The 13,060-nt window shown below is 74.1% G+C and carries 12 protein-coding genes and 1 riboswitch; of the genes, 8 read left to right on the forward strand and 4 right to left on the reverse strand.

Annotated elements, in window-relative coordinates:
* Positions 1 to 751: 751 nt before the first annotated feature.
* From ABEB07_RS05000 to ABEB07_RS05015, 4 genes are all read left to right on the forward strand, one after another.
* Positions 752 to 2,491 carry an MFS transporter gene (locus ABEB07_RS05000; protein ID WP_345667187.1) on the forward strand — a complete coding sequence of 580 codons (1,740 nt, stop codon included), beginning with the start codon at positions 752 to 754 and terminating at the stop codon, positions 2,489 to 2,491.
* A gap of 124 nt (positions 2,492 to 2,615) precedes the next feature.
* The gene (locus ABEB07_RS05005; protein ID WP_345667188.1) at positions 2,616 to 3,362 is read left to right on the forward strand and encodes a class I SAM-dependent methyltransferase; all 747 of its coding nucleotides are present in this window, start codon (positions 2,616 to 2,618) and stop codon (positions 3,360 to 3,362) included.
* A gap of 10 nt (positions 3,363 to 3,372) precedes the next feature.
* Positions 3,373 to 4,332 (forward strand): N-acetylmuramoyl-L-alanine amidase, encoded by a 960-nt coding sequence (locus ABEB07_RS05010; RefSeq protein WP_345667189.1) that lies wholly within the window; start codon positions 3,373 to 3,375, stop codon positions 4,330 to 4,332.
* Between the two features lie 143 nt (positions 4,333 to 4,475).
* Entirely contained in the window at positions 4,476 to 5,303 is an 828-nt protein-coding gene (locus ABEB07_RS05015; protein WP_345667190.1) for a hypothetical protein, read from the forward strand.
* Between the two features lie 98 nt (positions 5,304 to 5,401).
* On the opposite strand, the gene ABEB07_RS05020 is transcribed toward ABEB07_RS05015, so the two are convergent.
* A complete protein-coding gene (locus ABEB07_RS05020) occupies positions 5,402 to 5,986 on the reverse strand; it encodes a hypothetical protein (protein WP_345667191.1) in 585 nt (194 codons plus the stop codon).
* 149 nt (positions 5,987 to 6,135) lie between these two features.
* Here ABEB07_RS05020 and ABEB07_RS05025 point away from each other — a divergent pair, with 149 nt between their 5' ends.
* Complete coding sequence (locus tag ABEB07_RS05025) at positions 6,136 to 6,429, forward strand: hypothetical protein (RefSeq protein ID WP_164585083.1); 294 nt, start codon at positions 6,136 to 6,138, stop codon at positions 6,427 to 6,429.
* Positions 6,430 to 6,463: 34 nt separating this feature from the next.
* Here the strand turns inward: ABEB07_RS05025 and ABEB07_RS05030 are convergent, their stop codons facing one another.
* From ABEB07_RS05030 to ABEB07_RS05040, 3 genes are read right to left on the reverse strand one after another with little or no spacing between them, the layout of a single operon-like run.
* On the reverse strand, positions 6,464 to 7,552 hold the full coding sequence (locus ABEB07_RS05030) for a prenyltransferase/squalene oxidase repeat-containing protein (RefSeq protein WP_176148764.1): 1,089 nt from the start codon (positions 7,550 to 7,552) through the stop codon (positions 6,464 to 6,466).
* Positions 7,549 to 8,283: a class I SAM-dependent methyltransferase gene (locus ABEB07_RS05035; RefSeq protein ID WP_345667192.1), complete on the reverse strand. Its 735-nt coding sequence runs from the start codon at positions 8,281 to 8,283 to the stop codon at positions 7,549 to 7,551. The genes ABEB07_RS05030 and ABEB07_RS05035 overlap by 4 nt, the downstream gene beginning before the upstream one ends.
* Positions 8,277 to 9,692 (reverse strand): glycosyltransferase family 4 protein, encoded by a 1,416-nt coding sequence (locus tag ABEB07_RS05040; RefSeq protein WP_345667193.1) that lies wholly within the window; start codon positions 9,690 to 9,692, stop codon positions 8,277 to 8,279. The genes ABEB07_RS05035 and ABEB07_RS05040 overlap by 7 nt, the downstream gene beginning before the upstream one ends.
* A gap of 209 nt (positions 9,693 to 9,901) precedes the next feature.
* Between ABEB07_RS05040 and ABEB07_RS05045 the strand changes: the two genes are divergently transcribed.
* The 3 genes from ABEB07_RS05045 (at position 9,902) to ABEB07_RS05055 (ending at position 12,987) form a co-directional block, all read left to right on the forward strand.
* A complete protein-coding gene (locus ABEB07_RS05045; protein ID WP_345667194.1) occupies positions 9,902 to 10,513 on the forward strand; it encodes a TetR family transcriptional regulator in 612 nt (203 codons plus the stop codon).
* A 285-nt stretch (positions 10,514 to 10,798) separates the two neighbouring features.
* Positions 10,799 to 10,926: riboswitch (cobalamin riboswitch) on the forward strand.
* A 121-nt stretch (positions 10,927 to 11,047) separates the two neighbouring features.
* The gene (locus tag ABEB07_RS05050; RefSeq protein ID WP_345667195.1) at positions 11,048 to 12,280 is read left to right on the forward strand and encodes a prenyltransferase/squalene oxidase repeat-containing protein; all 1,233 of its coding nucleotides are present in this window, start codon (positions 11,048 to 11,050) and stop codon (positions 12,278 to 12,280) included.
* Entirely contained in the window at positions 12,277 to 12,987 is a 711-nt protein-coding gene (locus ABEB07_RS05055) for an SCO2322 family protein (RefSeq protein WP_345667196.1), read from the forward strand. The genes ABEB07_RS05050 and ABEB07_RS05055 overlap by 4 nt, the downstream gene beginning before the upstream one ends.
* Positions 12,988 to 13,060: the final 73 nt, after the last annotated feature.

A 13,060-nucleotide genomic window follows, 5' to 3' on the forward strand; every position in this document is an offset into this window, starting at 1 on the left:
GGTGCCGGGACGGAAGGCCGCCGTCCGGGATCTTCGGGACGGGCCTTCGCTCGTCTGCCCGTGACGGCGGTGGGGTCCTCGCCCGCCGGCCCGTACGGGCGCCGTCGGTCCGTCGCGGGCGGCCGTCGTGGCCGGCCGCCCGCGACGGGACCGCCGGATCAGGCCATGTGCGCGAACATCGCGGCGGACAGGGTGCTCAGGGCGTACTTGAGGTAGTGCTTGACCATGGTCGGGACCTCCCTCGTGAGGCGTCGCCGGTCGGCGGCGCGGCGTGGTGGTGCGCGGCCGGCCGGGTGCGGCCGGTGAGCAGCGGCAGTCTAGGAACCCGTACCGGCCACCACTAGATGTCATGCACTGATAAATCACGCGAGCGCCCGACTGGTTGTGGAGTGCGAGGTTCCGCATGATCGCGGAGCGCCGGAGTCCGGTCCACGGAATCCGGGAGTCCGGTTCGCGGAACGCCGGAGTCCGCTCGCGGAACGCGGGCGTCCACCCCGGCGCACGCGCCGCGCCCGCGCGGTGCCCGCCCGCCGGGCGACCGCCTCCCCTCGCCTCCACTCGCCCCCTGACGCCCTGTCACTTCCTCTCGGAACGGTCAAGAATTCGTTAGTACGCCGAAGCATCGGAATAGTCGCCCAGGCGTACGAGGTTTCACCCGGCACCGGTCGCGATGATCAGCGACGCCCCCGGACGATCAGCGACCCCGCTCTCTCCGACCCATGTTTCGACGACGGCCTGGAGGCCACCCTCAATGACGCTCACGACGACCGACCGGCCCGCACGGAGCGCGAGCGGGGCCACCGTCCCGGTGCTCGCGTTCGCGGGCATCGTTGTCGCGGTGATGCAGACCCTGCTCGTGCCGGTCATCAAGGACCTGCCGCAGCTGCTGGACACCTCGTCCAGCAACGCCACCTGGGTCCTGACCTCCACCCTCCTCTCCGGCGCCGTGGCCACGCCGATCATGGGCCGCCTCGGCGACCTGTACGGCAAGCGCCGCATGCTCATCGTGAGCCTCACGGTGATGGTGGCCGGCGCCCTGGTCAGCGCGTTCACCAGCGCACTGCTGCCCATGATCGTCGGCCGCACCCTCCAGGGCTTCGCCATGGGCGCGATACCCCTGGGCATCGGCCTGATGCGCGACATGCTGCCGCGCGAGAAGCTCGGCTCCTCGATGGCGCTGATGAGTTCCTCGATCGGCGTCGGCGGCGGACTCGCGCTGCCCGCCGCCGCCCTGGTCGCCCAGCACACGAACTGGCACGCCCTCTTCTACGGCGCCGCCGGCCTCGGCGTGCTGTCCATCGTCCTGACCCTCCTGACCGTGCCCGAGTCGCCGATGCGCGCCGAGGGCTCCTTCGACCTGCTCGGCGCGCTCGGCCTGTCCGCCGGACTCGTGCTCTTCCTGCTGCCGATCACCAAGGGCAGCGACTGGGGCTGGTCCTCGGCCACCACGCTCGGCCTGTTCGCCGCCGCGGCCGCCGTCCTGCTGCTGTGGGGCCTGCTGGAGCTGCGCGTCGCCGCCCCGCTGGTCGACCTGCGCACCACCGCCCGCCGCGAGGTGCTGCTCACCAACCTCGCCTCGATCATGGTCGGCGTCGCCTTCTACGTAGTCTCCCTGGTCCTGCCGCAGCTGCTCCAGCTGCCCACCGCCACCGGCTACGGCCTCGGCCAGTCGATGGTCGTCGCGGGCCTGTGCGTGGCCCCGCTGGGCCTGACGATGATGTTCACCGCGCCGGTCTACGCCCGGCTGTCCGCCCGCTACGGCCCCAAGGTCACCCTGATCACCGGCCTGCTGATCATCGCGATCGGCTACGGCGGCGGCCTCGGCCTGATGGACGCGGCCTGGCAGACGGTGATCACCTCCCTGATGCTCGGCGCCGGCATCGGCCTGGCCTACTCCTCCCTGCCCGCGCTGATCGTCGGCGCGGTCCCGGCCTCCGAGACCGGCGCGGCCAACGGCCTCAACACCCTGATGCGGTCCATCGGCACCTCCGTGTCGAGCGCCGTGATCGGCATGGTGCTGGCCAACACCGCCGACCACGTGAACGGCGTGGCCGTCCCGACCATGCACGGCTTCCACGTCTCCTTCCTGATCGCCACCGCCGCCGTCGCCGTCGGTCTGGTGCTGGCGCTGTGCCTGCCGAAGGCGAACCGCTCGTCCGTGCCGCAGCTGCGCGCCAGCAGCGAGGAGGACGCCAACCTGGCCCGCGCCGAGGAGGCGCTGCGGGGCTTCCGCGGCCGGGTCCTGGACGCCCAGGGCACTCCGGTCGCCCGCGCCAAGGTCACCCTGATCGACCACCGCGGCCGGCAGGCCGGGGCGACCCTGTCCGGCGAGGACGGCTCCTACGTCCTCGCGGTGCCCGCCAGCGGCCCGTACGTGCTGGCCGCCCGCGCCGCCGGTCACGGCCCGCACGCCTCGTCCGCCAGCCACGCCGGCGACGAGCGCCCGGTCGACCTGGACCTCGCGCTGCCGGGCGAGACCGTCACCGCCTGAGCCCGGTGCGGACGGGCGGCGCGGCCGCCGGGACGCACCCCACCGCACCCCCCGTCGCACCCGCGGCGGGGGGTGCGGCAGCATGGGCGGCCGGAACGGACGTACGACCGGAAGGACCCCCCGCATGACCGCGGCGCCCCAGCCCGAGATCCTGGCCGCGTTCGAGGCCGCGAAGGGCTTCATGCCCGTGGACGAGGGGCTGGCGCTGTACGCGGCGGCCGTCGAGGCCGGACGGCTCGGGCTGCCGCTGCTGGAGGTCGGCACGTACTGCGGGCGCTCCACGGTCCTGCTCGCCGACGCCGCCCGGCGGTCCGGGGTCACCGCCCTGACCGTCGACCACCATCGCGGCAGCGAGGAGCAGCAGCCCGGCTGGGACTACCACGACCCGGAGACGGTCGATCCGGAGATCGGCCTGATGGACACGCTGCCCGCCTTCCGGCGCACGCTGCACCGGGCGGGTCTGGAGGAGCACGTGGTGGCGCTCGTCGGCCGCTCGCCGCAGATCGCCGCGCTGTGGAACACCCCGCTCGGGTTCGTCTTCGTGGACGGCGGCCACACCGACGAGCACGCCGGGGCGGACTACGCCGGCTGGGCCCCGCACGTGGCGGCGGGCGGACTGCTGGTCATCCACGACGTGTTCCCCGAACCGGAGGACGAGTTCACCGGGCAGGCCCCGTACCGGGTGTACCTGCGGGCGCTGGAGTCCGGTGAGTTCACCGAGGTCTCGGCGACGGGCTCGCTGCGCGTCCTGCGGCGCGCGGAGGCTGCGGGGCCGGGGGGCGTGGCCGCCGGGGCGGGAGGCGTCGCGGCCCGGTCGGGAGCCGTGGCCGCCGGGGCGGGAGGCGGGGTGCCGGGCGAGGGCCGCGGTTAGAGTCGCTGTCGTGTCGTACACGGACCCCGACCTCGTTCCGCCGCGGCCCGGGCGGCCCGAACACCCCGGCCGTCCCGGCCGCCCGCGCCGCCGGCCGGCCGTCGCCGGCGTCGCGCTGGTCTGCGGCGCGCTGCTGGGCTGGCTGGCGTACGAGACGACGGCGGCCTCGGACCCCGCCTCCGGCCCGGGGGCGGCGCACACGGCCGGGGCCACCGCGCCGGCCGCCTCGTCCGCGTCCGCCCCGGCGGGCGGGGACGGCAAGGGCGCCGCGGCCGCCGGATCGCTCAAGGGCAAGGTCGTCGTCATCGACCCGGGCCACAACCCGGGGAACGTCCGGCACACCGCCGAGATCGCCCGCCAGGTGGACATCGGCACCCACCGCAAGGAGTGCGACACCACCGGCACCGCCACCGACGCCGGTTACGCCGAGGCCCGGTTCACCCTGGACGTGGCGCACCGGCTGCGCACCCTGCTCGAACGGCAGGGCGTCACGGTGAAGTTGACGCACGACGACGGCTCGCCCGCCTGGGGTCCGTGCGTGGACGAGCGGGCCCGGATCGGCAACGCGGCGCACGCGGACGCCGCCGTCTCGATCCACGCCGACGGCTCGGCGCCCGGCAACCGCGGCTTCCACGTCATCCTCCCGGCGGCCGTGCACTCCGGCGCCGCCGACACCCGCCCGATCGCGGCCGCCTCCAAGAAGCTCGGGACGGCGATCGTGGGGGACTTCGCCCGCGTGACGGGCGAGCCGGCCTCCAACTACCTCGGCGGCGGCACCGGTCTCGTCACGCGCGAGGATCTGGGTGGTCTCAATCTGTCAACGGTTCCCAAGGTCTTCATCGAGTGCGGCAACATGCGCGACGGCCGGGACGCGGCACGGCTCACCAGCGGTGACTGGCGGCAGCAGGCCGCGCAGGGGTTGTCTGAGGGAATCGTGAGTTTCCTGCGCGGGCAGGCGACGCCGCGTTGATCTCTGCGGACAGCCTCACCGTACGGGCGATAGTGTCACTCCTACGATGAGAGGGCACCCCCACGCTTCGCACCAGGGCCTGACGGCGACCTGGTGACAGCGACGCCTCTACCGACGACGAGACGACCTACGAAGGACCTGACGTGAATATCCGCTCCCTCACTCGGGGCGACGGCGTGGTGATCGGAGCAGCGGTGTTGCTGTTCATCGCGTCGTTCCTCGACTACTACTCCTACTCCATGTCCGGCTACTCCAGCAGCCAGAACGCGTGGGAGTCCCTCGGGACCGGCCTCGGCATCTACATGGGGGCCGTCATCGGCGCCGCCCTGATCGTCCTCAACCGCTGCCTGCCGCAGCCGCGCAAGGTGGCCGGTCTCGACCTCGGGACGATCGGCGTGGGCTTCACCGTCCTGGCCGCGTGGATCTTCTTCTGGTCGCTGGTGGACGTGCCGAGCGGCATCGAAGCGGGTGCGGGCCTGATCCTCGGCTTCATCGGGGCGCTCGTCCTGGCCGCCGCGGCCGTCGCCACCCCGCTGGTCCCCGCCCTCCAGGCCGCCCTGATCCCGGCCCAGCGCCCCATCGCCCCGCAGCCCTACGGCGCGCAGCCGCCCAGTGGCTACGGCTACCCGGGCGCCCAGCCGCAGGCCGGTCAGCCCGGTCAGCCCTACGGCGCCCAGCCGCAGCCGGGTCAGCCCCAGCCCTACGCCGCCCAGCAGCAGGCGCCCGCGCAGCCGCAGCCGGCCGGCGCGTCCGCCCCGCAGTCGGCGGCGCCGTTCTCGCCGTTCTGGTACGCGGTGCCCGCGCCGCGTCCGCTGTTCGGGGAGGACGGTGCGCCCACCCCGGTCGCCGAACTGTCGCCGGGCGTCTGGTACCTGGCGGTGGAGCAGCGCGGCCAGGGCCTGCTGACGGAGATGCAGGACGGCCGCCGCGGTGTCCTCCAGGACGCCTCGGACATCCAGCGCGGCAGCTGAACCGCCCGCCGGTCCACTGCTGAACCGGCTGAACGGCCCTGCGGCCCCTCGTCCTTGCGGGCGGGGGGCCGTTGCCGTGCGGCCGGCGGGGCGCGGCCTCAGGGGTTGGCGTTGGCGCCCTGCCTGAGGTCGCCGGTGGACGGCACCTTGTCCTTGACCGGCGCCCCGGCGTCCTTGCCCGCGTCCTTCACCTTGTTGATGGTGTCGTTGAAGCTCTGGGCGGCCGAGCCGTCGCCCTTGCGGAGCTTGGCGGGCAGGTCCTTGAGCCCGGCGATGGCCTCGTTGAGCGGGGCGAGCGCCTTGGAGAGGAGGGGGTCGCCCTGCGCGTTGCGCACCGCCGCCTTGAGCCGGTTGTAGGTGAAGGCGCCGGCCAGACCGGCCTTGACGAGCGTCACCTTGCGGCCGTGCGCGCCCTTCTTGAACTTGCCCTCCTTGTACGGTTTCCAGATCCACTGGTAGGTGGCTCCGGCCGCGAGGCCCGCGTTGGCCACGAAGCGGGTCTTGGCGAACTTCTGCCGCTCCGCCGACGTGGTCGGACTGGGGGTGGCGGCGGCGGCGACGGCCGCGGGACGGTCGGTGCGCTGCCCTCCGCCCTGGTTCGTGGCCCACGCGGCGGAGCCGGCGAGCAGGGCGCAGCACAGGGTGAGCGCCACGGCGAGGCGCCGTATCGGTACGACGGGCACGGTGTCCTCCGCATCGTGTTGCTTCGGGTTCTCCGTCGGTCCGTGTGAACCGGGTCATACCGCCCGAAACAGGATACGGGTCGTACCGGCCGGGTCACCGCCCGTGCGCGGTACAGGTTTCAACCGGGGAGGCGGGGCAGTCGAACACCATGTCCCCTCGATATCGCACGGGTTCCAACTCCGCCGGTACGGTCATCGCGGTGGTAGCGGACGTGATGGCCGCCATCCTCGGTCTGTGGATACTGATGTATCTGCTGGACGCCAACCGCGCCAACGATCTGGTCCAGTGGATCCACAGCGCGGCGAACTGGCTCGCCGGCTGGTCCCGCGACCTGTTCACCTTCGACCGGGCGTGGGCCCGGGTGGTGGCGGGCTACGGTCTGGCCGCCGTGGTGTACCTGTTCGTCGGGCACGCCCTCGCCAACCGCCTGCACCGGCACTGACCGGGCGTCCCGGGCGACGGGAGCGCCCTGCGGCTCACGGCCGCAGGGCCTCCCCGTCGCAGCAGTCCGGGTCCAGGCCCCTGGGCAGCCGGTCGCCGGCGAAGACCGTGCAGGTGGGCTCGTGCCCGCCGAGCGCGGCCACCGCGAGCAGCAGCGAGCCGGCCGTCCACGTGGTCAGCTCGCGCGGCCATATGGCGTCGTCGGCGAAGACGTAGCCCGTCCAGTACAGGCCGGTCTCCGGATCGCGCAGGTGCTGGATGGACTTGAGCACCTCCAGCGCGCGGTCGGACTCGCCCACCGCCCACAGGGTGAGGGCGAGTTCGGCCGACTCGCCGCCGGTCACCCACGGGTTGGGCACCACGCAGCGCACCCCGAGGCCGGGCACCACGAAGCGGTCCCAGTCGGCCTCGATGCGCTCCTTGGCCTCCGCGCCGGTCAGCGCACCGCCGAGGACCGGGTAGTACCAGTCCATCGAGTAGCGGTCCTTGTCGAGGAACCGCTCGGGGTGCCGGCGGATCGCGTGGCGCAGCGCACCGGCCGCCAACTCCCAGTCGGGTTGGGGCTCTTCGCGCTGTTCGGCGATGGCGAGCGCGCAGCACAGCGCGTGGTGGACCGAGGAGGAGCCGGTCAGCAGGGCGTCCTCGGCGGCGGTGCCGTCGTCCTCCCGCTTCCACCCGATCTGCCCGCCGGGCCGCTGGAGCCGCAGCACGAACTCCACCGCCGCGTACACCACCGGCCACATGCGGTCCAGGAAGGTGTCGTCGCCGGTGGCGAGGTAGTGGTGCCAGACGCCGACGGCGACGTAGGCGACGAAGTTCGTCTCCCGGCCGCGGTCGGTGACGGCGTCGTGCGCGCCGTCGGTGTAGGCGGCGTACCAGGAGCCGTCGGGCAGCTGGTGCCGGGCGAGCCAGGCGTAGGCCCGCTCGGCGGCCTCGTGCTCGCCCGCGGCGTCCAGTCCCATCGCGGCCTCGACGTGGTCCCACGGGTCGAGGTGGTGGCCGCGGAACCACGGGATCGCCCCGTCCTCCCGCTGCGCGGCGAGGATGCCGCGCACGGTGGCGGCGGCCTGCTCCGCGGTGAGGACCCCGGGCAGGACGAGGTGTTCTGTCCGGGGCGTGGTCACTGGGCGGCCGCCCGGGGCAGGTGCGGCTTGGTGGCGTACGCTACGAAGCTCTTGCCGATCAGCGGGTTGAGCGCCTGCTCGGCGACCCGGGTGGCCAGCGGCTTCTTCATGATGTCCCAGACCAGCAGCTTGTGGTACGCCCGCACCGGCAGCACCTTGTCGTTGTCGACGCCGAAGGCGCACTTGAGCCACCAGTACGGCGAGTGCAGCGCGTGGGCGTGGTGCGTGCCGTACGGCTTGAGGCCGGCCTCGCGGATCCTGGCGAGCAGTTCGTCGGCCTTGTAGATGCGGATGTGGCCGCCCTCGACCTCGTGGTAGGCGTCGGAGAGGGACCAGCAGACCTTCTCGGGGCCGTAGCGCGGGACGGTGATCGCGATCCGGCCGCCGGGCTTGAGCACGCGGACCATCTCGGCGAGGACGCCCTTGTCGTCGGGGATGTGCTCCATCACCTCGGAGATGATCACGACGTCGAAGGACTCGTCGGGGAAGGGCAGGTGGAGGGCGTCGCCCTCCATGGCGGTGGCGGTGGCCCCGGCGGGCGCCTCGCCGGCCTCCTTCATCGCGGCGAACCACTTGGCGACCTCGCGGATCTCCTCGCCGTTCTGGTCCAGCGCCACGACCTGCGCGCCGCGCCGGTAGCACTCGAACGCGTGCCGGCCGGCGCCGCAGCCGAGGTCCAGGACGCGGTCGCCCGCGGCGAGCGGGAACCGGGAGAAGTCGACGGTCAGCACGTGGCCCTGCTTTCGGTGTGCTCGGAGTGGTCGCCGGTGGTCGGGGCGGCCGCCGCGGGGCGGCCGGTGGTCGGGGGCGCGGGGCGCGCGGGCGTGGCCGGGGCGGCGATGGCCTCGCGGTAGCGGGCGACGGTGCCCTCGGCGGCCCGGGCCCAGGTGAAGTGCGCGAGGACCCGCGCGCGGCCGGCGGCGCCCAGGCGCGTCCGCAGCTCCGGGTCGCCCAGCAGCCGGGTCAGCGCGGCGGCCAGCGCGCCGGGCTCGCCCGGCGGCACCGCGAGGCAGGTCTCGCCGTCGCGCCCGGCCACCTCCGGGATGGCGCCGCCGGTGGTGGCGACCAGCGGGGTGCCGGTGGCCATCGCCTCGGCGGCCGGCAGCGAGAAGCCCTCGTACAGCGACGGCACGCAGGCCGCCTCGGCGGAGCGCACCAGGTCGACCAGTTCGGCGTCGGAGATGCCCTTGACGAAGTCGACGGCGCCTTCCAGGCCGTAGCGCTCGATCGCCTGGGCGACGGGGCCCTCCGCGGGCCGCTTGCCGACGACGACGAGGTGGGCGGCGGGGTGTTCGGCGCGCACCTTCGCCAGCGCCTCGACCAGGAAGACCAGTCCCTTGAGCGGGACGTCGGCGCTGGAGGTGGTGACGATGCGGCCGGGCACCTTCGCCACCGACGGGTCGGGCGCGAACAGGTCGGTGTCGGCGCCGATGTGGACGACGTGGATGCGGTCGGGGCGCACCCCGAGGTGGTCGACGATCTCCTGGCGGGAGGTGCCGGAGACGGTGAGCACGGACGGCAGCCTGCGCGCGACCCGCTTCTGCATGCGGGTGAAGGCGTACCAGCGGCGTACGGACCACTGGCGCTGGCGGGTCTGCGCGGCGTCCAGCTCCAGTTGCCGGTCCACGGTGATGGGGTGGTGGATGGTGGTGACCAGGGGCGCGCCGACGTCGCCGAGGAGGCCGTAGCCGAGCGTCTGGTTGTCGTGCACGACGTCGAACTCGCCGCGGCGGGCGCGCAGATGGCGGCGGGCGCGCAGCGAGAAGGTCAGCGGTTCGGGGAAGCCGCCGGTCCACATGGTGGCGACCTCCAGTGCGTCGACCCAGTCGCGGTACTCGTCGCGCTTCGGGGTGCGGAAGGGGTCCGGCTGGCGGTAGAGGTCGAGGCTGGGCAGCTCGGTGAGGCTCAGGCGCTGGGCGGCCGGGCCGTCGAGGGCGTCGAGCACGGGGTAGGGCTGGGAGCCGATCACCTCCACCCGGTGGCCGAGGCGGGCCAGTTCGCGGGAGAGGTGGCGGACGTAGACGCCCTGGCCGCCGCAGAACGGGTTGCCCTTGTAGGTGAGGAGCGCGATTCCGAGCGGTCGCCCGCCGTCGGCTGCGAGGCCCTGCGAGGACTCCGCCTGACTGGCCTCAGCGGACACTCTGGGCCCCCTTCTGACTGCGCTGTCCCGCGAGGTTACGCCGGGTCGTCGATCTAGAACAAGTTTCAGACTTGATCGTCCAGGAAGCTCCGAATCTACCGGCAGGTAGCCTCGCCGCAAGGCGGTGGAACGGGTGATTCACGCCACGGCCGGGGCCCTGGCATGCTGTCTGGTCGCACGCCCTCACCGAATGTCACGGAACGGGACCCATGCCTGCGGAGATCCGTATCACGCGCCCCTGCCCGGCACCCCTGACCGAGCGGCAGGAGGCCCGCCGGCGCCGCATCCTGCACGCCAGCGCGCAGCTGGCCTGCCGGGGCGGGTTCGACGCGGTGCAGATGCGGGAGGTGGCGGAGTCCTCGCAGGTCGCCCTCGGCACGCTCTACCGGTACTTCCCGTCCAAGGTGCACCTGCTGGTGGCCACGATGCACGACCAGCTGGAGCGGATGCGCGGCACCCTGCGCGCCAAGCCGCCGGCCGGTGCGACCGCCTCCGAACGGGTGACGGAGACCCTGCTCCGCGCCTTCCGCGCGCTGCGGCGCGAGCCCCGGCTCGCCGACGCGATGGTGCGCGCCCTGACCTTCGCCGACAGCGGCGTCACGGCCGAGGTGGAGCGGGTGCACCGGCAGACGACGGCGATCATCCTGGAGGCGATGGGGCAGGACGCCGACCCCACCGACGAGCAGCTCTCCGCGATCCGGGTCATCGAGCACACCTGGCACTCGGCCCTGATCACCTGGCTCGCGGGCCGCGCGTCCACGGCCCAGGTCGAGACGGACGTGGCGACGGCCTGCCGGCTGATCGATCTGACGCGGGCGTGAAGAAGGCGCGAGGAACCCGCAGAAAACCTACGAGACGGGTTCCCTTCGCCGGTATTGCCCGGATCAGGTACTAGGGGTCGCCGTCCAGCCCAGTCCTTGCGGCTTTCCGGCCTCTCAGCCCGTCCGTCGACGTCGGCCCCGGCGGATGCGTGACGCGTCTCGCCCAAGTCGGCTACTCCGGTCGAACTCCCTCACTCGCCTCGTAGGCCACTTCCAGGATGAACCCGCCGCAACCGGTACGCAACCCCCCAACGAGAGTGAGGGAAGGGCGGGGAAAGATTGCCGGATTTCACCGGCCGGTAAAGTGACGGCGTCGTCATCACAGCCGTACGAGGGGAAGCCGGTGCGAATCCGGCGCTGACCCGCAACCGTGAGCCGCCCCGAGGGCGGCGAGCCGGACTGCCTCGTACGGCCCGTGACCGGCTCACGTGCGTCGGCGCCCGCCGCCGCACGGCGCCGTCGAGGTATACGGAGCCGAGCTGCGGGGATGCCCCGTGCTGTCCGGCTCCCCACAGGGAGAGGCATCCGCCGATCATGAACATCCGCCGCTGCGCCGCGGCCCTGGCCGCCGTCGCCGTGATCGGCATACCGGGCCCCGCCTTCGCCGCCGGCTCGTCGCCTTCCCCGACCGGGCCGGCCACCCTGCCCGCCGGGCTCTACGGCGACACCGACCCCAAGTACGACGGCGTGTGGCGGCAGTCCCTCGCCCTGCTCGCCCAGCACACCGCCGGGGTGCGGCCCGCCGCCCGGGCCGTGGACTGGCTGACCGGGCAGCAGTGCGCCGACGGCGCTTTCGCCGCCTTCCGCGCCGACCCGGCCCGCGCCTGCGACGCCAAGGTCATGGTCGACACCAACAGCACGGCCGCCGCCGTCCAGGCCCTCGCCGCGCTCGGCGGGCACGACGCCGCCACCGGCAAGGCGGTCGCCTGGCTGAAGTCCGCGCAGAACAAGGACGGCGGCTGGGGCTACACGCCCGGCGGCCCCAGCGACACCAACTCCACCTCGGTCGTCGTCGGCGCGCTCGCCGCGACCGGCGAGAAGCCCGCCGCCGTCCTGAAGGACGGCAAGTCCCCCTACGACGCGCTGCTCGGCCTCGCCCTGCCGTGCTCCGGCGACGGCGCGGGCGCGTTCGCCTACCAGCCGGACAAGAAGGGCGAGCTGGCCGCCAACGCGGACGCGACCGCCGCGGGCGTCGTCGCCGCCCTCGGCCAGGGCCTGGCGGCCACGGGCGCGAGCAAGGGCGGCGCGGCCCGGTGCTCCGGCTCCGGGAAGCCGACGGCCGCGCAGGCCGCCGCCAACGGCGCCGCCTACCTCGCGCACCAGGTCGCCAAGAACGGCTACCTCACCTCCGTGCTGCCCGGCGCCACCGCCCAGCCCGACTACGGCAACACCGCCGACACGGTCGTCGCGCTGGCCGCGCAGGGCGGGACCGCGCAGGCGAAGAAGCCGCTTCAGTGGCTGGAGCAGCACTCCGAGGCGTGGGCCAAGCAGAGCGGCCCGGCCGCCTGGGCCCAGCTCGTCCTCGCCGCCCACGCCACCGGCACCGACCCGCGCGACTTCGGCGGCCTCGACCTGGTCAAGGCGCTCAACGCCACCGGCCCCGCGCCGCGGTCCACCGACGCGCCCACGCCCGGCGAGGCCGCCGGGACGTCGGCGAAGAGCGGCGGCGGCCACGCGTTGTGGTGGACCGGCGGCATCCTCCTTCTCGTCGTCGTCGCCGTCGGCGTCATGCTGGGCGGCCGCCGCAAGCGGGGGCAGCAGCCGTGACCGGCCGCCCGCGCCCGCCGTACGCCCTGCCCGTCCTGCTGCTGGCCGCCGCCCTCCTGCTGGTGGCGGCGGGCGCGGGCACGGCGCAGGCCGTGGGCTACCGCTACTGGTCCTTCTGGGACCGGGACGGCGGCCGGTGGACGTACGCCACCGAGGGGCCCTCGACGGCCCGTCCGGCCGACGGCGACGTGCAGGGGCTGCGGTTCGCGGTCAGCGAGGACTCCCAGGACGCGGCCCGGCCGCGCGGCGCGGCCGACTTCGCCGCGATCTGCGCGGGCACGCCGGCCCGGCACGGCCAGAAGCGGGTGGCGCTCGTCCTCGACTTCGGCACGAAGGCCGACGCCCCGGCCGGCGAGGCCCCGCCCGCCGCGCGCACCGCCTGTGCCCGGGTGTCCTCGGACGCGACGACGGCGGAGGCGCTGGCGGCGGTCGCCAAGCCCCTGCGCTACGACACCAACGCCCTGCTGTGCGCGATCGCCGGCTACCCGGCGAAGGGCTGCGGCGAACAGGTCTCGGGCAAGGGGCCGGACGCGGGCAAGGGGCCGGAGACGGCCGCCGCGAGCGGTGCGTCCGGGAACTCCGGGGACTCCGGTAACTCCGGTGGGAAGGGCGGCGGGCCGTCGGTCGGGCTCGTCGCGGGCGGCGCGATCGTCGCCGTCCTCGCCGGCGCCGCCGTCTGGCAGGCCCGGCGGCGCCGGGATGCGTAGGACGCCGGACGGCGCGGACGTGCGCGGCGACCCGGCCGCGGCCGCGCGGACCCGCCCGGCGCCCGCCGCCCCC

The sequence above is a fragment of the Streptomyces similanensis genome (assembly GCF_039543625.1).
Taxonomy (GTDB): Bacteria; Actinomycetota; Actinomycetes; order Streptomycetales; family Streptomycetaceae; genus Streptomyces; species Streptomyces similanensis.